Genomic DNA, 21,918 nt, shown 5'->3' with positions numbered 1-21,918 from the left:
TGGATGATTTCTGAGCGCCGTTGGCCATGAGTGAAATTCGGTTGAGCAGGTGGCGGAGGTTTCGGGTCATGAAATTTCGGGAAAATGGAGGATTGGCCCTCGTGGGGGTGGGCGTTAGACTTAGGGTGTTTCCGAGCCTCGGCGCACACGATTCCAAGTTGATTCGCTGGTGAACCGGTGCAACGCGGGACAGCGGTTCGGACGGAGCCTCGCCCTCCCGGGGGAGATCGTTTCGATGTTTCAAGCAGCTTTGGGAAGTGTTTGGGGGTCGTCAGGGAGGTGAGTGTGGAACAGCAGCGATCGAAGTGGATGCGGGAGCGGCCGTGGGTGCGGGCGGATGGGGTGACGGTTGAGGTCGTGGGGGATCGGCAGGACGAGGTGGTGGAGAAGGACGAGGTTCGTGTGGACTCGACGTTGACGGAGCGGGAGGCGGAGGAGTTTGCCTGGCTGAATCGGGTTTATCGCGGGGCGCGGAGTAATACGTGGTGGTCGAATCTGTTTGTCTTCAGCGTGATCGGCGTTTTTCTGATGCTGGTGCTGGGACTCGGGCGGATGCGGGGCGACGGGTTGCTGGCGGTGTTGTTTATTGCTTCGATGTTCTCGATGGTGCTCAGTCTTTTCGCCGTCTATTTCAGTTATGAATTGTTTCTGTCGCGCGAGCCGGACGATCTGACGGACTTCAGCAAGGATCACTGGCAGAGTCTGACGCGGACGGCGTTGTACTTTCCGATTTACCTGATCATCTTCAGTCTGTTTTGCACGGCGATCGGGATGGGGGATGTGTTGACGGGGATGAATCTGGCGTATCGTCTGAATGGAATTGTGTTGACGCTGGGTCTTTATCAGCGGATGACGACGTTGTCGGTCTATTTGAAGAATGATGCGCTACGCAGGCGGGTGGGGTACCTGAATGCGCCGTTCTGGGTGTTGATGGTGCTGCTGGCGGTGCGTCTGATGGTCGAGAACGGGTTGGTGCCGATCATGAAAGATCGGGGGCTGCGGATTGCGTACATCATGAGCATGACGACGGCAGCGATCTTCATGTACGTGAATTATTATTTTGTCATGCGTCAGTTCCGGATCGCGATTCGGCAGCGGTTGCTGGAGGAAGCGGATCGTTATCAGGTTCTGCGCGAGACGTATGAAGAGGATATCGAAGGATTGGAAGAGGATGAGGAGGAAGAGACGCTGGATGCGGATGGGGATGTTGATCGGATGCGACATGCGCCGGTGAGTGGTTGATGTTTGGTTTGCAGGAGTCTGGAAAGCAGGCGAGGCCATCCTCGTTTTTTTTAGGGTTGTCGTTTCGCAACGCAAAGAAGCGGCTCGGACGGAGCCTCGCCCTCCCGGTGTGTGTCAAAAAATATTAGAAAGATGAAGCGAATTATGCAGGCGGGTTTGTATCGGCATTACAAGGGGAAGTTTTACACCGTCATTGGTGTGGCTCGTCATTCGGAGACGGAGGAGGAGCTGGTGGTTTATCGGACCGAGTATGGGGATCGCGGGTTGTGGGTGCGGCCGCGGGGGATGTTTGAGGGAGAGGTGGAGGTTGGTGGGGAGAAGGTGAAGCGGTTTGCGAAGGTGGAGGAGGGGGCGTGAGTCATGAGTCGTGAGTCATGAGTCATGAGTCATGAGGGGGGAGCAGGGGCGAATCGGAATGGTAACGGAGGGTGCCCTCGGGGGGCTTTTGAATTTATAGATCGCTAGTTGGCGCGATGCCCTCATCCGGCCTTCGGCCACCTTCTCCCGGGGGGAGAAGGGAGTAAATGGGGGCTTTGTTCGATTTGCAGAGGTCCCTCATCCGTCGGCGAAGCGCCGCCACCTTCTCCCCGGGGGAGAAGGATTTAAGAGGGGAGAGGGAGTAATTTTAGTAGCTGAATTGGACTTGGCTTCTTAGGAGGACGCCTTCGAATTGGCCGTAGGAGAGGGTGTTGGCGGTGGGGCGGGCGCTGACGTTGGTGCGGTCGGTGATGGTGATCATGGTGACGAGTTCGAGGTATTTGTTGATCTGCCACTCGTTGCCGAGTTCCCATTCGCTGATGTAGACGTCGGGGGCGTTGCGTTGGGTTTTGTAGCCGCCGTCGAAGAAGGAGTAGCGGGCGAAGGGCCAGAATTCGCCCCAGCGGTCGGTCTGGATGCGGTAGAAGAGTTGGGCGTAGCCGCCTGTGAGTGAGGAGACTTCGACGGCTGTCTGATCGGCGTTCAGTTTGGGACCGCGACCGATTGTCCATTCGGCCTGAAAGCCGAGAGGTTGGGGGTAGTAGACCAGGGTCCAGGCGAGGCGCTCGTCGGTGAGTCCTTCGGGGACGCCCATTTCGGCGGTGCCGGAGGGGCGAACGGCGGAGCCGATTCCGAGGGGGCTGATGGGAGCGGACCCGACGGTGTATTTGCCGGTATAGCCTTGCATGGAGACTTCGACGAGTTGGCAGTCGTTGAGCCAGAAGGGGAGCGTTGCGCGGGCCATGACGTGAAAGTTGTCGTTGGTTTCGAGGAGTGAACCGCCTTGTCCGTTCACGACGGCGAATCCGAGCATCCCGTAATTGCCGGAGCCTTTCAGATTGTTGTCTTCGATGTATTCGAAGATTTCCTGGACTGAGACGGGTGTGTAATAGAACATGACGCCGAGATCACGCTCGTTTCGAAAGGCAGAGTTCGTTCCATCGGCACGGTCGAGGGGGAGTCGGTTTGACGAGGACTGGAGATTTTCCCAGCCGTAGGGGACTTTGGACTGTCCCAGGCGGAAGCGGTATTCCCGATCGTCATCGAGATAGAGATCGGTGTAGAAGTCGCGGATCTGGCCGAAGAGGTTTCCATCGGTACTGTTGGGTGGGGTCGATGCGAAGTCGGACTGGAAGTAAATCGACATATGATCTGTGACATCGCCCGATAAACGCAGGCGGGCTCGGCGGAGTGTGAAGGTCTGATTCTCGCCGACGCCGGAGTCGCCGACTTCCTGTGCGGGGAAGCTCCCCTCTTCCATGTGAGCGGTGGAGTTGGAGCGGAGCTGGACGTAGCCTTGGATTTTGTATTTGTCGTACCACTTTTTGGGCTTGGTGGCGTCTTCGACTTTCTTCTGGGCGGCTTTCTTTTGGGCGTCGTCGAGTTCTGTTTCGAGTTCGAAGACACGATTCTCGGTCGATTCCAGACGCTTGATGACTTCTTGAAGCAGATCATCATGAGCTTCTTCGACCTGCAACACAGATGGGGCAGCAGGGGAGGGGGGAGTGTCCAGGTCGACGGAAGTGGATGCGGCGACTGATGGAGCGGATTCGAGTTCCTGCGCGCGGACGTTCAATGTCGGGACGATGACTATCGCCAGCAGGAGGAGTCGGATGAGCATGGTGAGTATTTCAATGCGATGGGAGAGGTGAGTTGGAAGTGTGAGTCAGGACTTTAGGAACTTGAGAGAAAAGAGTGTGAGTGCGCGGAAATTCACAGAGGCTGAAGGTGTTATCGTCAAAATCGTCAAAGTCGTTTGGCTTTTCAGAGAAAATCTGTCGTGAGATGCGTAAACGTAGGGTTTGGAGGGAATTTACGGGTTCAAACACAAATCCAAACCGGGTTGTAATCGATTGTCAGGTCTTGTTTTACGCGTGGAGACGGGGTTGAATTCCTATTGGTAGACGTTTATGTTAATGGTCTGACCAGTGCGTTCGGCGGTCGTGTCTGTATCGCCTTGCATTCCGAGTTTGATTTCTTTTGCGGCCCACCCTAAGGAGATGTGCATGTCGAATATGAATACGAGCCGTCGTGATGTGTTGAAAGCGGGAACGGTGGCGGGGATCGCTGCTGGTCTGGGGGCTTGGCCGACGATGGCGAGCGCCAATACGCTGAGTGCGAATGAAGAACTGCGGGTTGCGGTCATTGGGGTTCGTGGTCGCGGGAATGAGCACATCAATGGGTTTCATGGAGCCAAAGGTGCCAAGCTGGTGGCCTTCTGCGACGCGGATACCGCTGTCCTGAATTCGACGACGGAGAAGTACGAGAAGAAGTTCAACGCCAAGTACGACAAATACGACGACTACCGCAAGCTTCTCGACAATAAAGACATTGATGCGATCACGATCGCGACGCCGAATCACTGGCATGCCCTGATGACGATCGATGCGGTCAAGGCTGGCAAGCATGTTTATGTCGAGAAGCCGGTCTGCCATAACGTCTGGGAAGGACGTCAGATGGTCGAGATCGTCAAGCAGAGTGACCGGGTCGTCGGGGCTGGGTTTCAGAACCGGTCTGATAAAGGTCTGATCGCGGCTTATGATTACATTCAGCAGGGGAACATCGGGAAGACCCTGATGGGACGCGGGTTGTGTTATCGCAAGCGGGCTTCGATCGGCAAGCAGGATAAGCCGCTGACACCTCCGAAGAGCGTCAACTATGATATGTGGCTGGGCCCAGCTGATGACGAGCCAATGTACCGTCCGCAGTTCCACTATGACTGGCACTGGGTCTGGAATACTGGCAATGGCGACATGGGCAATCAGGGGCCACACGAGATGGACGTCCTCCGCTGGTTCCTGGGTGAGCCGATGGCGCATCCGAGCAAGGTGATGAGTTTCGGTGGACGCTTCGGCTGGGATGATGCGGGCAACACGCCGAACATGCAGATTGCTTCGATCGACTACGGCAATGGGGTGCCTGTGTACTTTGAAGTTCGCGATTTGTCGAAGACGCCGGATGGCAAGGACGGGGTCAACTTCAAGGGGCAGAGTGTCGACATCATTCTCACCTGCGAAGGGGGCGAATTCCGTGGCGGTCGTGGTGGTGGAGCGATCTACGATGCGGACGGCAAGAAGGTCAAGGAGTTCAAAGGGGACAGCGGGGGGACGCATATGCAGAACTTCGTGGATTGCGTCCGCGCCAACGATGGTTCGAAGCTGCGTTCGCCATTGGAGAGTGCGTTCCTGTCGAGTTCGCTGTCTCACCTGTCGAACATCTCGACACGCTGCGGACGCGACGCCACGATGCAGGAGATTCTCTCGGCTGTCGGTCATGATGCCAATCTGACGGAAGCTGCGAGCCGCTTTGCGGATCATCTCAAGGCGTGGTCGGTCGATTATGAGAAGACTCCGTGGTCACTGGGACCGACGCTGACGTTCGATCCGGCTGCTGAGAGGTTTACTGCGGGTGAGAATCTCGAATTGGCGAACAAGATGCTGAAGCGAGAGGGACGTGCGGGGTATGTGATTCCGACGGCGGTGAAGGGTTGAAGAGAGTTTTCACCACAGAGGACACGGAGGGGCACAGAGTCCCGGGGTGTTTCTGAGTAGCGATAATGATCGTGGGTATGGGGGTTTCCTGTGCCCACGATTTTTGGTGTTGGGACCCCTATTGGAAGGTAACTATGCCTACGATTTCGCTGTTGCTGATTTCGCTGGTGATAGGCTTTAGCCAAGTACCGAAATCGCGGGCGCTGTCCGTTGATGAACGTCGTCAGTTTGAAGAGTCCGCGCAGCGCTATCTGACGAATCGAAATGCGCTTACGGACTTCGGATTCAAGTGCAGGTTTGCTTTGGCGGCTGGACCAACTTCAAACACTCTTCTGCAGGCGGCTCCTGAGAGCATCAGTTGGGATAAGGAGCTGCGGATCGTATGCGTCCAAGGGCAGCAATTGGCTGAGTCCGTTGACCTTCGTGCTCCTCACGTGCGTGGTTATATGCTTCAAAACCACGACTATGAATTGGATTACGATACGAAATCGAACATAGCCTCATTGTCAAAAAATAGCCTGGGAAAGAGTCGCTCGACTGTCATTCTCGATGCGTTTGTCGGAAACAAGGTTCTGCGAGAACTGTTCCCGGATGTCGTTGCGGGAAAGTTGAGCGTGGAATTCGTTGAGGAAGATGAACACGGTCCGATTTATCTGGTGGATGGTACGATTCTCCTGCAGTTTGATTCGTTGCATGGATGTTTGCCAAGATTCATGAAGACATTGGGTGACCCCTTGAATCCGTCGCGAGATTTTGACGAAGTCGTGATTCAGGACGCTATCGAGGTCGGGCGTGGAATCTGGTTTCCGTCGCGTGTGCAAATGATTGGACGTGACTTGAATCACAGTGATCCGTCGTGGGTCAATGTGTTTGAGGTTTCTGAGGTGAAGATCGGTGAGGCGGTCGAACAGAAGGAGTTATCTCTCGTCGTACCAGCAGGGGCGAAGGTCTTGATGGATTTCGGTCCCCAAACCTTAGTTAATAATATGACCGTGTCTTCTCACCGTTTGTCGTCGGTTCCCAGCCAAGTCGTACTGGATCAAATGCCGTCTTATTTTCGTCATCCGTGGGATGCGATGAAGATGGTCATGTATTACCCAAGTACGCTGAATGTCTTCGCGCCCTTTGCAGTGAGCACGGTTTTAATCGTGGTCATCAGTGTGTCTATCTTCCGCATGCGACGAAAATCTCTGTCACATTCGCAAAGCCGCCCTGTTGAAACGAAAGTTTGAAATGCCGAAACTCCTCGTGATGATCTTTCTGGTCGTGTTCAGCATTAGCAATCGATCGATGGCAGACGAACCGCATATCGTCTTCATCGTCTCCGAACCCGAGTATCAAACCGAGGTCACGCTGCCTGCGTTTGCCGACGCGTATCTCAAACCTCTCGGTTATAAGAGCGAGTTTGTGTTCTCATCGAAAGACGATGCGAATCGGTTTGAAAATCTTGATGCTTTGAAGACGGCGGATGTGGTGGTTGTTTCTGTGCGTCGACGAACACCTCCAGTTGAGCAGATGGAGTTGATTAAGTCGGTGATGAATTCCAAGGTCGGGCTGGTGGGGATTCGGACGGCTTGTCATGCCTTTAGTCTGCGGAACAAGCCGGCGCCGGAAGGGGAGGGGGAGTGGCCGACGATTGATGCGGATGTGTGGGGTGGGAGTTATACGAATCATTATCCTGTCGGGCCTGTTGCGGCGATCAGACTCAATGACAAAGAAGTGGCACATCCCATTCTGAAAGGGATCACCGCGACGACGTTTCCATCGCAGGGGTCGCTTTATATGGTCGCGCCGGTGAATGGGGATGCGACGTTGCTCGCGTTTGGGGAGATTGAGGGTAAGCCCAAAGAGCCGGTTGCCTGGACGAGACTGCGCGGGGAGCAGCGTGTGTTTTTTACTTCGTTGGGGCACAAGACTGATTTTGAGCAACTTGCTTTTAATACGATGCTGACGAATGCCATCGAGTGGGCGGGGCGTTTGAAGTAGGGTCCGCTGTGCGGACCGTTAATCGATTCACTTTGTATCTAGCGTTTACAATTTTCATTGGTCGCGAATTGATGGTCCGCACAGCGGACCCTACGGGGGGATATGATGTCAGGGTTTCAGCAGACGCGTCGTGGGTTTTTGAAGGGGACACTCGCAGGAGCAGCGGCGAGTCCGTTGTTGCTCAATGGTGACTGGCTCAGGGCGCAGTCGCCTTCGAAGATGGTTAATGTTGGGTTCATTGGTGTTGGCAATCAGGGGATGAACCTGCTCAATAAGGTGTTGCAGTACAACCTCGCGAATGTGGTGGCGGTATGTGATGTGAACGAGGGGAGTTTTGGTTACCGCGAGCCGACGCATTTTTATGGGCGTGAGCCGGCGAAGAAGATTGTCGATGAGCATTTTGGCAAACTGCAGGGGAAGACTGACTGGAAGGGGTGTCAGGCGACGGCTCTGTTTGAGGAGGTCCTTGAGAATCCGAACGTGGATGCCGTCATCGTTGTCGTTCCGGATCACTGGCATGCGGTGATTTCGACCATGGCTGCGAAGGCGGGCAAGGCGGTTTATTGTGAGAAGCCGTTGTCGTTGACGGTTGCGGATGGTCAGGAGATGGTGGACGCGGCTCACAAGTACAAGACGATTTTTCAGACGGGATCACATGAGCGGTCGAATCCGATTTCGAAGTTTGTCTGCGACAAGGTTCTCGCAGGGGCGATTGGAAAGGTGACGCGTGTCGAGACGACGATTGGTCACAACAACAAGCCGACGCCCGGCCCGGGCTGGAAGCCGCAGCCGGTTCCTGCGACGTTTGATTACGAGCGCTGGCTTGGCCCGGCTCAGGAGGAGCCCTATCACCCCGAACGCTGCCTGTATCGTTTCCGCTTTATTTACGACTATTCGGGTGGGCAGATCACCAACTTCGGTGCCCATTGCAATGACATTGCGCAGTGGGGGTTGGGACGTGATTTGAGTGGGCCTGTGGAATATGAGTGTACTAGAGCGGTCTTCCCGGAAGCGGGATCGTTGTTCAATACGGCTCTGGAATCGACTGTGAAAGTTCGGTATGCCGATGGATTGGAACTGACCTGCACCAGCGGCAAGCCTGTTGTACAGACTCGCTTCGAAGGGGAAGACGGCTGGCTGCAGACTGGCTATGGCGGGACGACAGCGTCGCGCAAGGAATTGCTCGAAGGTCTTCCCAATACGAAAGGGGAGATGGACGCGACCAGCCTGCACTTGAAGAACTTCTTCGACACGATCAAAGGGGAAGACAAGCTGCATGCTCCTGTTGAAATCGGCCACTCATCGGCGACGATGTGTCACCTGATGAACATTGCGATTCGTCGCTTTCCGGAGACTCCTTCGAAGGTTTTGAAGTGGGATGCGAATGCCGTGAAGTTTACGAATGATGACAATGCGAATGCGCTCTTGAGTCGCCCTCGTCGCGAGCCTTGGACGGTGGCGTAGGGGCGTAAGGTCGTTCACCAGTCAATCGCCTGAAGACCACCTCCACCTGAGTGCTCGCAGCGCATGTCAGTTGGAGGTTGGTTGATGGATGGGGTCAGTTTGGTCCTAAACAGCTCAGTTTTCTATTGATGTGAGATCAATTGAAAGGACTTCGCGCGACGGTCAGGCGGGGAATAAGAATTGCGGCCCTTCGTAAATGCGAAACTGCTTTACTGAAAGGAAGCTCATGAAAATTGCTCTCGTCGCTCCTCTGATCGAAAGCGTTCCTCCGAAGACTTATGGCGGTAGCGAACGGATTGTTCACTATCTGGCTGAAGCTCTGCTTGAAATGGGGCACGATGTGACCTTGTTTGCGTCAGGGGATTCGCAGACGAGGGCTCGTCTGGTTTCGGTGGTCGCTGAAGCGCTGCGGCTTTCGAAGGTGCCGAGAGATCCTGTGATCTTTCATATGCTGCAGACGATGGAAGTGATGCGCCAAGCGGATGAATTCGACATCATTCACTTTCACGTCGATTTCTTTCACTATCCTCAACTGCGACAGCATCGCTATCCCCACGTGACGACGCTGCACGGTCGGCTCGACTCGCCAGACCTCGGCGCGATGTTTGAAGAGTTCTCCGAGATGCCTGTTGTGTCGATCTCGGACTCGCAGCGTCATCCGCTGCCACAGGCGAATTATGTCGGGACTGTCTACAACGGGGTTCCTGCCTCGACTTATACGTTTCGAGAAGAGTCGGGGGAGTATCTGGCGTTCCTGGGGCGTCTGTCGCCTGAGAAGGGGCCGGAGCGGGCGATTGAAATGGCGATCCGGATGGGGATGCCGTTAAAGATGGCAGCGAAGATCGACAAGGTTGATATCGAGTTTTTCGAAACGAAGATTAAGCCGTGGCTTGATCACCCGCTGATTGAGTACATCGGCGAAGTTAACGAGGAACAAAAGAACGATTTCCTCGGCCATGCGAAAGCGCTGCTGTTCCCGATCGACTGGCCGGAACCGTTCGGGCTGGTGATGATCGAATCGATGGCTTGCGGGACACCGGTGATTGCTTTTGAGCGGGGATCGGTCCCGGAAGTGATGAAAGATGGGGTGAGCGGGTATGTTGTTAACACGGTCGATGAGGGGGTCGAAGCGCTCGGAAAGCTGGATCAGATTGATCGCGGTGCTTGCAGGCGTTATTTTGAAGAGAGATTTACGTCGATGAGAATGGCCGAAGGATACATGGCCTTGTACGAACGTGAGATCCTCGGATCGACGATGGCGCGTCCTGTCATTGAGGAGCGATCAACGTTCCGACCGGGACCTATCCGTTCGACCGCCGGCGAAATCATCCGAAGCTGAAGTGATCTTGGTCACGCGTCAACTTCCTATGTTGCGACAGGGACGGTGCAACAAACGCGAGTCTCACAGACACGACGTTCTGTGCCTTGAACCTACTTGAGCAAGCAACAATGAAGGAGTGGAAGTGGCATGGATGATGTCATTCAGGTGGACGACCGTTGGTATTTCTCTGCGACATCGTCGCGGACAGATCCGCGGACACAGGTTCTTAAACATGGCGATGCGTTTGTCGTTTTGAATCGGCTCGGCGAAATGAGCCGGGCCGGGATTGGCGAGCAGGGGCTTTATTCCAAAGGGACGAGGCATCTTTCACAGTGGGAGATGCTGGTCGATGATCGTCGGCCGATGCTGCTGAATTCGGCGATGAATGAGGACAATTCGCAGCTCGTCGTTGAGATGATGAATTCGGACATTCGTCATAACGATCAGCATGTTCTGACCAAGGGGACGCTGCATATCTCGCGAGCGATCGTGCTCGATCAGGATGTTTTGTATGAACGGCTGACGCTGACGAACTACGCGCGTCATGAGATGAATCTGACGATCGAGTATCAGTTCAGTGCGGACTTCGTTGATATCTTTGAAGTGCGTGGGGCCAAGCGTGAGCGTCGTGGTGAGACGCATGAGCCAAAGGTCGAATCAAACGGTGTGACACTCGAGTATGTTGGCCTGGATAAGGTGCGACGTCGTACGGAACTTCAATTCGATTATGCACTGGAGAAAATTGATGGTCAGCGGGCTGTTACGAGCGTCAAACTGCAGCCGGGGGAAGAGAGACACTTGAACGCGACTGTTGCGTGTTCGACGGGCAAAGCGGTTTCCTGCATTTCGTCTTACGCGACTGCGACGGAGAGAATCGATAAGGATATTCGCCATGATCGCGATCATCAGTTGCAGATTGTGACGTCGAACGAATTGTTCAACGACTGGATCAACCGATCGATGGCAGATCTGATGATGCTGACGACGCAGACCAACTATGGTCGTTATCCGTACGCGGGGGTGCCTTGGTTTTCGACACCTTTTGGCCGTGATGGGCTGATTACTGCTTTGCAGACGCTGTGGATGAATCCTGAATTATCGAAGGGGGTTCTCAGTTTTCTTGGTGCGACGCAGGCCAGTGAGCGAACCGAGTTCTCGGAATCTGAGCCTGGCAAAGTCATTCACGAAATGCGCGATGGCGAGATGGCAGCCCTCGGCGAGATTCCTTTCAAGAAGTATTACGGCACGATTGACGCGACCCCGCTTTATGTGGTGCTGGCGGGGGAGTATTACAAACGGACGGGCGATCGGAAGTTCATCGAGTACATCTGGGGCAACGTCAAGCGAGCCGTCAAATGGATCGATGAGTGGGGCGACGCGGATGGAGATGGATTCGTTGAGTATGCGCGGCGCAATTCTCACGGTCTCGTGCAACAAGGCTGGAAAGACTCCGACGACTCGATCTTCCATTCCAGCGGCAAGGATGCCCCCGGGCCGATTGCGCTGTGTGAGGTTCAAGGCTATGTCTATCAAGCGAAGCGCGAAGCGGCGGTCCTGGCTGACCTAATGGGCGAGAGCAGTTGGGCTGAGGAGCTTCGTCAGCAGGCAGCCAAGTTGAAAAGTAAGTTCAATGAGATGTTCTGGCTGAGTTCGATTGAGACATTTGCCATTGCGCTCGATGGGGAGAAGCGTCCCTGTGCGGTGCGAAGCTCGAATGTCGGCCACTGTCTGTGGACTGGCATCATCGAGAGCAGTCACGCAGGTCAGGTTGCTCATAACCTCACTGACGAAGCGGCCTTTAACGGCTGGGGCGTCAGGACAATCTCGGAAGGCGAAGCGCGTTATAACCCGATGTCGTACCACAACGGCTCGGTCTGGCCCCACGATACTGCGATCGCGGCGATTGGTCTGGCGCGATATGGGTTTCGCAAGGAAGCCCTCAAGCTTGTTGGTGGGCTGTTCGAAGCGTCGATCCACTTTGACATCGCCCGCCTGCCGGAGCTCTTTTGTGGTTTTAGTCGACGCAGTGGCCATGGGCCGACGCTTTACCCGGTGGCGTGTTCGCCGCAGGCCTGGGCGGCGGGTTCGGTCTTCATGCTGCTGGAAGCCTGCCTGGGCCTCTCGTTTATTCCGGGAGATGGGAAGAACAAGCCACAGGTCCGATTCGATCACCCGATGCTTCCCGATGCCCTCAGTTGGATCCAGATTCGCAATTTCCGCATTGGCGATGCAACGGTCGATCTGGTCCTGCGACGTCACCCACGGGATGTCGGGCTGAGCGTGGAACGCAAAGAGGGTGATGTCGAGATTGTCGTGATGGCGTAGGCATATGTCGTGAAAGAGATCGATTCACGTCGACGAAAAAACGCCGGGCAGTCTTAAGAGACTACCCGGCGTTTTCGTTTTAACTGTTCCCGAACTTCTTTAGCTCAGTGTGGGCAAGAATGTCAGGTACGTGCCACTTAGCCCGTATTCACCGGCATTCGTCAAGCCGTTCCACTGGTTGGCGGTGATCGAGAGATCGCCGTCGAGATAACCGGTGGTGATCCCTTTGTAGACACTGTTGCCCCCCTTGAGAAGGTTGACGGTGTCGGTCGTAAAGTTGAGTTCGGCGACAAGTCGGTCTGTCTTCGTCGGGGTGAAGGTGACCCATGTTGAGTTGTTATCGTACTGCCACTGTTCAGCGTAGTATCGCACGTTGATGAAGTGATCGGCATTGGCATCATCAAGATTTGAAAACCGCGACCGGACATTGGTTTGACTGTACATCATATAGCCCAGGCCGGTGGCTGAGTCTGTTCCACCGACACCCCAGCGGAGGTTGGTCAACGGAGTATAGACAGGCCTGTTTGGCGAGAAGGTGATGAAGCTGCCGCTCAACCCATATTCGCCGGCGTTTGTCGCGCCGTTCCAGCGGTTGGCTGTGATGACCAGATCAGAATCGAGATACCCTGTCGGGACTCCCTGAACAACTCCGAAGCTGCCTTTGAGCATCGTGATCGAATCCGATGTGAAGTTCAGCGCGGCGATAAGAACATCGTTGACGGTGGGAGTGAAGTTCACCCAGGCGGTGTTGTTATCGTACTGCCACTGAGTTCCGTTCAAGCGAACGTTGATCAGGTGATCGGCGTTGCCGACATCGATTCCAGAGAAACGATCATGGATATTCTGCTGGCTGTACATCACGTAACCGGTGCCGGTGGCTGTGTCGTTGCCCGCGATGCCATTCTTCAGATATCCAAGTGAGGCTTTCGGGGTAAAGACGATCGATGTCCCGGTCACTGTGTACTCGCCCGTATTGGCTGTTCCGTTCCAGCGATTGGCTGTGATCATCAGATCGCCCTGGACATATCCTTTCGTGATACCACCGACAACACCGAAGTCACCTTTGAGCATCTTGATGGTGTCTGTGGTGAAGTTCAGTTCTGCGATCAGAACATCACTGGAAGTTGGGGTGAAGTTGACCCAGGTGGTGTTGTTGTCGTACTGCCACTGACCGGCGTTGTAGCGAACATTGATGAGATGATCGGCGTTACCTGGATCAATCCCGGCAAATCGGGTATGGACGCTCTGTTGGCTATACATTGTGTAGCCAGTGCCCGTTGCAGCATCATTGCCAGCGATTCCGTATCCAAGATTCGGGACGGGAGTGACTGTTCCGAGCGTGATGTAGGTTCCCGTGACCCAGAACTCGCCGTCATTGGTCAGTCCGTTCCAGCGGTTCGATGAGATCGCCAGGTCACTTTCGAGGTAACCTTTTTGGATCCCGTGAACGACTCCGAAATTCCCCTTCATGAGGCCGACGACATCGGTGGCGTAATTGATCGTTGCGACAAGTCGGTCGGTTGCCACGGCCGTGAAGTTGACCCACGACGTGTTGTTGTCGTATTGCCATTGGCCGTTGGAGTAGCGGACGCTGATCAAGTGATCGGAGTTATTGGCATCCAGTCCGGCAAAGCGAGTGTGGACGCTCTGCTGACTGTACATCATGTATCCGCCTCCGATTGCTGCATCATTTCCTGCCACACCAAATCGCATGTTCGTCAGGGCCACGCTTCCGATTGGCTCAGTAACGTCCGTGATGGTGATCGTCAGGACTTTTTCATACCAAAGCCCGCCCTGGTCGGTTGTTCGAACGCGGATCGAGTAGCTGGACTTCGATTCATAATCGAAGCTGGCTGCTGTGTAGATCTTGTTGCCACTGATGGTGAATGAACTGTTGTTTGTGGAACCGCTGCCGGACACGAGGCTATAGCTGAAGGAGTTGCCGATATCGAGATCTGTGGACGAGAGTGTGCCGACGAGTGTCCCGTTGTCTTTATTCTCAGCCACTGTGGAATTCGACAGCGCGAGATTGGTTGGAGCGCCGTTTGGCTGAGCGATCTGGATGGTATAGGTTCCGATCGAAGAGACCGAGGCATCGCCGTTACCGGTGACAGAGTCGTAACTGGTGTTGTCGAAGCCGGAGACTCCCAGATAGTAGGTACCCGTCGTTGTGAATGCGTAGGACAGGGCAGAGAATGCTCCGACGCCGCTGTCGTCATCGAACGCCAGTTCGACGCCGTTGCTATCGAACAGACGCAGGTAAGAATCCCAGGCTGTATCATTCGTCTTGGTGGTGAACGTCAGGTTCTGTCCTGCCTGGACGTAGAATGAATACATGGTGACATCGCCAACGAACTGCAGGGCACCGGTTGCTCCGTTGGTCAGTTCCTGTGCTTCCGAAATCTGATCGTCTGCATCGAGGAGACTCACATTGAGTGAGTATTCACCTGTGGTCAGGCTGGCGGAGTCGCCGCCTCCAAACTGCGCGTTGTAAGACAGGTTCGGGAAAGCCGAGAGGCCGATGTAGTAAACACCATCTTCCAGGAAGGTATAGGTTCCTCGTGTCCCGAAGACATCCGGGCCATCATCAATCCTGACCAGCTCGCTGCCCTCTGCGTTGAACACTCGAATCAACGGATCGACGACGCTGCCATTGATCGGGTCGACATTAAAGATCAGCGTCTGACCAGCGGTTGCTGTGAACTGATACATGTCGACATCGACGTTATTATCAATTCGGCCGTTGATGGAGGTCGTCCCATCTGCGTTGACAGGAATCGCTTCGAGGATCTGATCATCGGTATCTGATCGGCCGCGCATCGTATACAGGATCGCTTGACCGCCGGTGATCATCCCCAGGGTGTTGTGTCCATATTGGTCGTAGGTCAACCCGTCCTTATAGAGGCCGATTGTGGCTGAGGCTCCATCATCGTAGGCTTCGCTTCCGAAAAGCGTATCGACGTAATTGAAGATGATGTCGTTTGCCTCGCCCGTGCTTCCCAGTTCGAGAATCACCTGGAAGGTTCCGATATCGGCTGAAGAGCCGATCTGGTGAACATTCCACTCGATGACCAGATCAGCCGTTGAGTCTCCGGTTACATCTCGGAATGAGTAGAGAACCGAATCCTCGGTGTTCATATTTGTGACGAAGTCATCCCAGTAAGGGGTAATCAGATCGATTCCGCCTGCAAAGGTGCTGAGGTCTTCGTTTTGGTAATCAGGGAAGCCGCTTCCAAACGAGATCACCCCGTTGGAACTGACATAAAGAGTCGAGTATTGGGTGTCCGCATATTGGAAGAGGGCGGCTCCCAGATTGATCTGATAGAAATCATCATCGACATCAGAGAGAATCTCAAAGACCCCGGCGGTGCCAGCGACGAGATCAATCGGAGGCGGATTGATTCCGTATTCGGTATAAAACTCAATCAGGAATTCAGAGGTTGCTGTCAGCGTGTACCGACCAATCGAACCGTAATCGTTGTATCCGGTCGGTGTCGAGCTTTTGGGATCACCTGCTCCAACACCATCGACTTCGATGTAATAGGTTCCTGTCGAAATCTCTTCTTCGTAGAAGACACTGAGCAGATCAGCTGGGTTGATGACCGAGACGAGAATACCCGCTTCGTTGAATAATCGAAGCTGAATATCGAGGTTAGGGCCGGGCGTAAACGGGGTCGCATTGATCGTCAGTTTTCCACCGGTGTGATTGACGATGAAGTAATCAAGATCGGTGTTTCGCTCAATGATCCCGCTGGCTGATCCATTGAGTTCGCTCGCGGTGCCAATCGTGTTTCCATAATCATCCGATTTGTAGGTCACTCCGTGAACGGCTCTGGTGATGATTTCCAGGTCGCCACCGCCCGCATTATAGTTTCCAGAACTGCCCGTATTGGTATGCAGGCTGTAAAAGCCATTATCCCACTGCGACACATTCTCGTCTGTTCCATCGATGAAGAATGCGCCCATGATCGGAGCCCAGGATGTTTGTCCTGTTCCGTGACCGCCATAATATTCGCCGCCGTCTTCACCAATGCGACCATCGTGTGCAAGACCCAGTGAGTGTCCTACTTCGTGGGAGACTGTGTCAGCTGCGACCGCTCCGCCTTTATTGTAAGACCAGGCGGGCGTATCCGTGCCCCAGGAAAAGCTGTTGATGAAGGCAATCCCGCCCGAGCCGGAATTTTCTGTATCGTCTGTCATGACGACACGGATACCGAACTGAGTATCGTCGGAGGACGTCTTACGCAGAGCTTCGACCCCTGGATCGACCGTCGTGACGTTGATATTGAAGGGGATGAAGTCTTCCGAAACACGCTGCCAGATGTCGTAAATATCCATCTGCTCGATATCGGAAAACGTCGTGTAGTCGCCGTCCAGGCTGTAAGCAGGAGAGGTGATTGTCGGATTACCAAAGTTGGTGTTCCACGGGTCGTTTGTCGTGATATGTCCGTTGAAATCGAGGAAGATGGTCAGGTTGGCGTTTGGCAGGCTGCTGTAGGCCGGAACATCATTAATATCAATGGGAGCACGACCTCCACCGGGCTCGGGAGAAGGTGTCGTTCCCGTGCCGACAGGAAAATCATAATCGGGACGTTCAATGAGCAGTGTCGAACCGATTGTGGCACTCAAGAGCTCACGAGCCTGCAGAGTCTGGACGGCTGGGGAGAATTGTCGTGTACGTGAGCGACGACGAGAAGACGCGTATGATCTAGTACTGAAAGACGTTTTAAGCTTGAAGGAAAGAGAATTGAGGAGACGCGCAATTTGCCACTTCTTCACGGAGACGAATCCTTAGATGGGGATAGACACCGACGCCTCCATTGAGTGCAAGCGAGTGAGGAATGGCGGCCCGGTGAACATACACCTTACCCGCTCCAAATCTAGAGTTCAATTGGCCATTATGAAGAATTTAGGTAAGATCGGGATTCCCCGGCTGGGCTCGAAAGCGGGCCGAGGATTTGTGTGCCGAAATCGACCAATTCGCGATCCAATGCTCCCGACACCTTGCAGCGCTGTTCAGAGTTCTTATCAGCGAGCAATGCTTTGTGACTTCGAGCATATGCTTTAAAGAGAAAATCGCTCACGAATGCCTGCCATCGATCAGGCGATCGTCGGCATGAAGGTGATGTAAGTGCCAGCGAGGCGGTATTCGCCGGTGTTGGGGCTTCCGTTCCAGTTGTTGGGAGTGATGGAAAGGTTTCCATCGAGGTAACCGCCGGCGATTCCATTGATCGTGCCGAAGTTCCCCTTCATCAGTGAGACGGTATCGCGCGTGAAGTCGAGTGATGCAATCAAGCGGTCGGACGAGGTGGGAATGAAATTGACCCAGGTGGAGTTGTTGTCGTACTGCCACTGACCTGAGTAGTAACGGACGTTGATGAAGTTGTCGGCGTTGTTGGAGTCGAGTCCCGAGAAGCGGGTGCGGACGTTTTGCTGGCTGTACATCATGTAGCCGTAGCCGGTGGCGTTGTCAGTGCCGCCGACGCCGTTGCGCAGGCCGGTGAGTGGGGTGCGTGGTGCGAAGGTGATGTAGGTCCCTGTGACGGTGAATTCACCATGGTTATAGGCACCCGCCCATTGGTAAGGGTTGATGCGCAAGTCACTGTCGAGGTAGCCTCGCTGTATACCATTAATGACTCCCAGATTCCCTTTGCCAGTGGTCGTCGTGCCTGTATCGAAGTTGAGGGAGCCGACGATGACATCTGTTGACGTTGGAGTAAAGTTAATCCAGCCGCTGTTGTTGTCGTACTGCCATTGCCCTGCGTTATTGCGGATGACGATGAAGTTGTCGGCACTCCCGGCATCAATGGATGAAAAGCGAGTATGAACGTTTTGCTGGCTATACATCATGTAACCGGTGCCAGTCGCGGAGTCGGTGGCTGCAACTCCGCTGCGTAGATTTTTTAATGTCGTGCTGGGGGCGAAGGTGATGTCGCTACCGCTTAAGCCGAACTCACCAGCATTCGTCTGACCGTTCCAACGATTGGCGATGACGACCAGGTTGCCGTCTGCATAGCCTTTCGAGAGGCCGTTGATGACGCCGAAGCTGCCTTTCAGCATGGTGACGGAATCAGTCGTGAAATCAATGGCGGCGACGAGAGCATCGGTGGATGTCGGGGTGAAGTTGACCCAGCTGATGTTATTGTCGTATTGCCACTGCGTTCCATTGAGTCGGACGTTTATGAAGTTATCAGCGTTATTAGGGTCCAGGTTCGAGAAGCGGGTGCGAACATTCTGCTGGCTATACATTATGTAGCCACTGCCTGTCGCGTTGTCATTTCCCGCGACACCATTGCGAAGATTCGTGAGAGGCCTGCTGCCAACAGGAGGCTCGAAGACATCGGTGACAAAGATTGTAAACGCTTTGGAATAGTACAGTCCTCCCTGATCAGTTACGCGAACCCGAATGGAGTAGCTGGACTTGGCCTCGTAATTCATGTTGGCATTTGTACGGAGTTCATTGCCGACGATGGTGAATGCTGCGTTATCGTTGGAGCCAATTCCGTAAGTGAGCGAGTAAGTAAAGGTATCGCCCTCATTGGGGTCGAAGGCGCTGAAGGTTCCTACCGATTCTCCAATTAGCTGATTTTCCTGCACAGAATCAGCTGAGATAAAGAGATTCGTCGGGGCAGTTGTGGGAGGAGGGACAACATTCCCCGTCAAGTTGATCCTGAAGTCTCCCTCGTCAGCATCAGAGGAGAAGAACCTGATCGTTCCCGTTTTACTGCCCAGGGTGTTCTTCATCTGGACGGTGACGGAAAACTGCATGCCCGGTGCAATGAGGAGATCCGCAGGTAAATTCTGTCCGACGATTTCAAAACCATCACCAGTTAGAATTGCTGGCTGAATTCTAAGGCTTCCAGAGCCGGTATTTCTGAATTGAAATGTGCGAGTATTGGTCTGGATATGCTGAAATGCTGTCCCCAAATCGACGGTCGAAACATCGTCTATGAGAACCTCGCCATTATGAGCAGTGAAGATCTCGATCTCTGGTTCAAGGGCTGTCACGGAAATCTGATAAGAAGTATTGTTATGCCACGCATTATTCAGTGAGGTGATCTCGATGTAATAGGTTCCAGCGGTCAGTTGGAGTTGCTGGATTTGAGACTGTCCGAGAATATTCTGTGCTTGAAGTATCTCATTGGAATCCAGGATTCCGTTATTGTTGGAATCTTTTCCCCAACGTAGCTGGATGTTTTCGGAGATCGTGCTGCTATCGATTCCCTGAATGTTGGCGACGACGTCGATCGTCTTGCTGGTCGTGAAGCGATAAACATCGGTATCATCGGTCTGGACAACATTCTTATAGAAAGTTCCATTTGTCTGGAGACTGTTTGCGCTGGTGAGAGAATCTCCTGCATCGGTAGCACCTGGAATGGGCGTTGCAGTCATGTTGATCCGGTAAGCAGGGCTGCTGAGTCCATTATTGCGATAGTAATTAAATCCGGAAATCTGGACGAAATAGGTTCCAGCTTCCAGGGCTTCATTAAAATTAATACGACCGTAGCCCTGATAAGACTCGAGGATTTCGGAACTCTCTGCGACCCCGTCGCCATTCAGGTCTTGGAACAGGTAAACCTGGATCGGCTCTGAAAGTTGCGTCGTGGAATAGCCCTGAATGACGAGAGTCATGTCAGATGCCTGCGGCAGGGTGAATTTGTAGTAGTCATCGTTGCCGCCCACAACGTTCATGACTGGTGTTGCCCCGGATGTCAATGTTGTCGCTGTGGCGACGGTATTGCCAGCATCCGTAGCACCAGAGATGACTGAGGTATCCAGGCTGATCTGATAACCCACATTTCCGGTGATCCAAAGATAGTAAGTTCCTGCTTCGAGGATTTCATTGAGGTCGAGTTCTGAGAACGGACTTCTTCGAGTAAGAGTGATTAAATCGAATTCGTCATAGGTACTGTTCTGGTCATAATCTGCCAGAACTGCGGCAGTGATGGTTAGATCGCTCGCAATATTACCTAAAGAACGCAATGCGACTGCGACCTGAGAGGTTTGTGTCAACGTAAACCTGTAAACATCAATGTCATCTGTTTGAATAACATCAGTAAAAGGAGCGGCTCCTGCGGTCAACGTTTTGGCAGTTGTGTAAGTGCTCCCTGCATCATTTGCCCCAGGAATCGCCGTCGTGTTCAGACTGATCCGGTAACCCTGACTACTCTCAAATTGGTTCTGGGTCACCCAGACATAATACGTCCCTGGTTCAAGGGAGCTTGTGGATACCCATTCACTGCCAGGATAGGTGATGTATTGCCCAGCCAGTTCATTCGTTCCCGGTTGACCGTCGCCGTCATGATCACGATAAAGTTTGTAGTTGAGTCGCTGGCTGATAATTCCGCCGTTCAGCCCCTGAAGTGTCAACGTGACGTTCGAAGCCTGTGCGAGCGTAAATCTGTAAACGTCAACATCCGCATCCTGCATCACATTCTTGATCGGCGGTGCGCCTGCGGTCAGGTTGGTCGCTGTTGAGAACGTTGCACCAGTATCGGCAGCGTTAGCGATAGGAGTTGTTGTCAGGCTGATCTGATAAGCTGTGTTATCGGCTTCGTTATCATTGGTACTATAGTCCAGGCCGCAATAGACCATTACATAATATGTTCCTGGCTGTGCTGGCGTGTCGATGAGGTAGCTTGTGTTTGGATTGATCCATGCGAGGGAGCGATACTCCCCGTCGGATGCTAAAAAGCTAACATCTGCATGAAGCTGCTCTGCAATGCTGTTCCCATTGATCCCCTCAAAGTTGAGCTTGATCTGAGAGGCCTGAGTGATGGTGAACGTGTAGAAGTCTCGTTCATTGATCTGAATCAGATCTTCAATCGGAACTGCACCATCGATCAACGGTGTGGCAGCCGTCTGGCGGTTTCCTGCATTCGAGTCAATCGTCAGCTCTGCCAGAACGCTCAGTGAGTAGCTCTGTTGAACGCCATTCACATTTTGAATCTGAATAAAATACTTGCCAGCACTCAGTGCTTCCGTCAGGCTGGTATTTGAATTGAGGAAGACGCTTTCAAGCTGTTCGTAGTTATCACTCAGGTGGAGATCTGGTTCGAAGTCACCATAAAGCCTAAGGCGTGTATTCGAAGTCAGGCCGGACAGCTGGATAGAAACTTGAGTATTTCCAGTGAGAGTGAATTGATAAAGATCGACCATGTCATTCGAACTGAGCGTTCCGTTAACCGTCTGACGTGGTACTCCGTTGATCACTCCGAAATCACTGGCTTTGTCGACTGTGTTATTTGGCTCGACGTCAAGGACTGCACTCAAAAGAACCCGCGATTCCAAAGCCAGGCAAGCCGCTGGAGTGCTTTGCTCAGCAACCCGATGTCGTCGGCTTTTGGCCTGTTGCTCGAACGCATTCAAGACAGTTAACGCATTCAAGACAGTTGCGGACAGGTTTTTCTGGAGTTGAGCAAGAGACGGAAGTCGCATCGAACATGGCCCTTTGTTGGCATGACTCGTGTCGTCAAGCCGGTCTGAGTTATCGTGTGTTGTCTGCAGTAATCGACGAAGGACGGGGTCTGTTAATTAGAGCAGTAGTGGTCGGAGGTTTAAACACGGTTTGCGTTAAAAATCTGCAAGGAAACTCGTTTGCTAACGATTTTG

General features: G+C 53.6%; 11 protein-coding genes. 8 read left to right on the top strand and 3 right to left on the bottom strand.

All coding sequences use genetic code 11. The features are described 5' to 3' along the window. Positions 1 to 285: 285 nt before the first annotated feature. Both SH248x_RS12845 and SH248x_RS12840 read left to right on the top strand, forming a co-directional pair. Positions 286 to 1,242: a DUF2721 domain-containing protein gene (locus tag SH248x_RS12845; protein ID WP_459554683.1), complete on the top strand. Its 957-nt coding sequence runs from the start codon at positions 286 to 288 to the stop codon at positions 1,240 to 1,242. 132 nt (positions 1,243 to 1,374) lie between these two features. Next, complete coding sequence (locus SH248x_RS12840; protein ID WP_459554682.1) at positions 1,375 to 1,599, top strand: DUF1653 domain-containing protein; 225 nt, start codon at positions 1,375 to 1,377, stop codon at positions 1,597 to 1,599. Positions 1,600 to 1,867: 268 nt separating this feature from the next. Here SH248x_RS12840 and SH248x_RS12835 read toward each other — a convergent pair whose 3' ends face one another. After that, positions 1,868 to 3,340, bottom strand: coding sequence for a porin (locus SH248x_RS12835; RefSeq protein ID WP_459554681.1), 1,473 nt, complete (start codon positions 3,338 to 3,340; stop codon positions 1,868 to 1,870). Positions 3,341 to 3,725: 385 nt separating this feature from the next. Here SH248x_RS12835 and SH248x_RS12830 point away from each other — a divergent pair, with 385 nt between their 5' ends. The 6 genes from SH248x_RS12830 (at position 3,726) to SH248x_RS12805 (ending at position 12,306) form a co-directional block, all read left to right on the top strand. Continuing rightward, positions 3,726 to 5,210, top strand: a complete 1,485-nt coding sequence (locus SH248x_RS12830) for a Gfo/Idh/MocA family oxidoreductase (protein WP_459554680.1) — start codon at positions 3,726 to 3,728, stop codon at positions 5,208 to 5,210. 134 nt (positions 5,211 to 5,344) lie between these two features. After that, entirely contained in the window at positions 5,345 to 6,442 is a 1,098-nt protein-coding gene (locus SH248x_RS12825; RefSeq protein ID WP_459554679.1) for a hypothetical protein, read from the top strand. A gap of 1 nt (position 6,443) precedes the next feature. Then, entirely contained in the window at positions 6,444 to 7,196 is a 753-nt protein-coding gene (locus SH248x_RS12820; protein ID WP_459554678.1) for a ThuA domain-containing protein, read from the top strand. Between the two features lie 102 nt (positions 7,197 to 7,298). Then, complete coding sequence (locus SH248x_RS12815) at positions 7,299 to 8,660, top strand: Gfo/Idh/MocA family protein (RefSeq protein WP_459554677.1); 1,362 nt, start codon at positions 7,299 to 7,301, stop codon at positions 8,658 to 8,660. Positions 8,661 to 8,886: 226 nt separating this feature from the next. After that, positions 8,887 to 9,999, top strand: coding sequence for a glycosyltransferase family 4 protein (locus SH248x_RS12810; RefSeq protein WP_459554676.1), 1,113 nt, complete (start codon positions 8,887 to 8,889; stop codon positions 9,997 to 9,999). A gap of 129 nt (positions 10,000 to 10,128) precedes the next feature. Continuing rightward, positions 10,129 to 12,306, top strand: a complete 2,178-nt coding sequence (locus tag SH248x_RS12805; protein ID WP_459554675.1) for an amylo-alpha-1,6-glucosidase — start codon at positions 10,129 to 10,131, stop codon at positions 12,304 to 12,306. 99 nt (positions 12,307 to 12,405) lie between these two features. Here the strand turns inward: SH248x_RS12805 and SH248x_RS12800 are convergent, their stop codons facing one another. Both SH248x_RS12800 and SH248x_RS12795 read right to left on the bottom strand, forming a co-directional pair. Continuing rightward, positions 12,406 to 16,935, bottom strand: a complete 4,530-nt coding sequence (locus tag SH248x_RS12800; RefSeq protein WP_459554674.1) for a DVUA0089 family protein — start codon at positions 16,933 to 16,935, stop codon at positions 12,406 to 12,408. A 471-nt stretch (positions 16,936 to 17,406) separates the two neighbouring features. Next, the gene (locus SH248x_RS12795) at positions 17,407 to 21,744 is read right to left on the bottom strand and encodes a pre-peptidase C-terminal domain-containing protein (protein WP_459554673.1); all 4,338 of its coding nucleotides are present in this window, start codon (positions 21,742 to 21,744) and stop codon (positions 17,407 to 17,409) included. Between the last annotated feature and the right edge of the window lie 174 nt (positions 21,745 to 21,918).

This window comes from Lacunimicrobium album (assembly GCF_052161635.1).
Classification (GTDB): Bacteria; Planctomycetota; Planctomycetia; order Planctomycetales; family Planctomycetaceae; genus SXPC01.
This window is presented reverse-complemented; position numbering and strand designations above follow the sequence as displayed.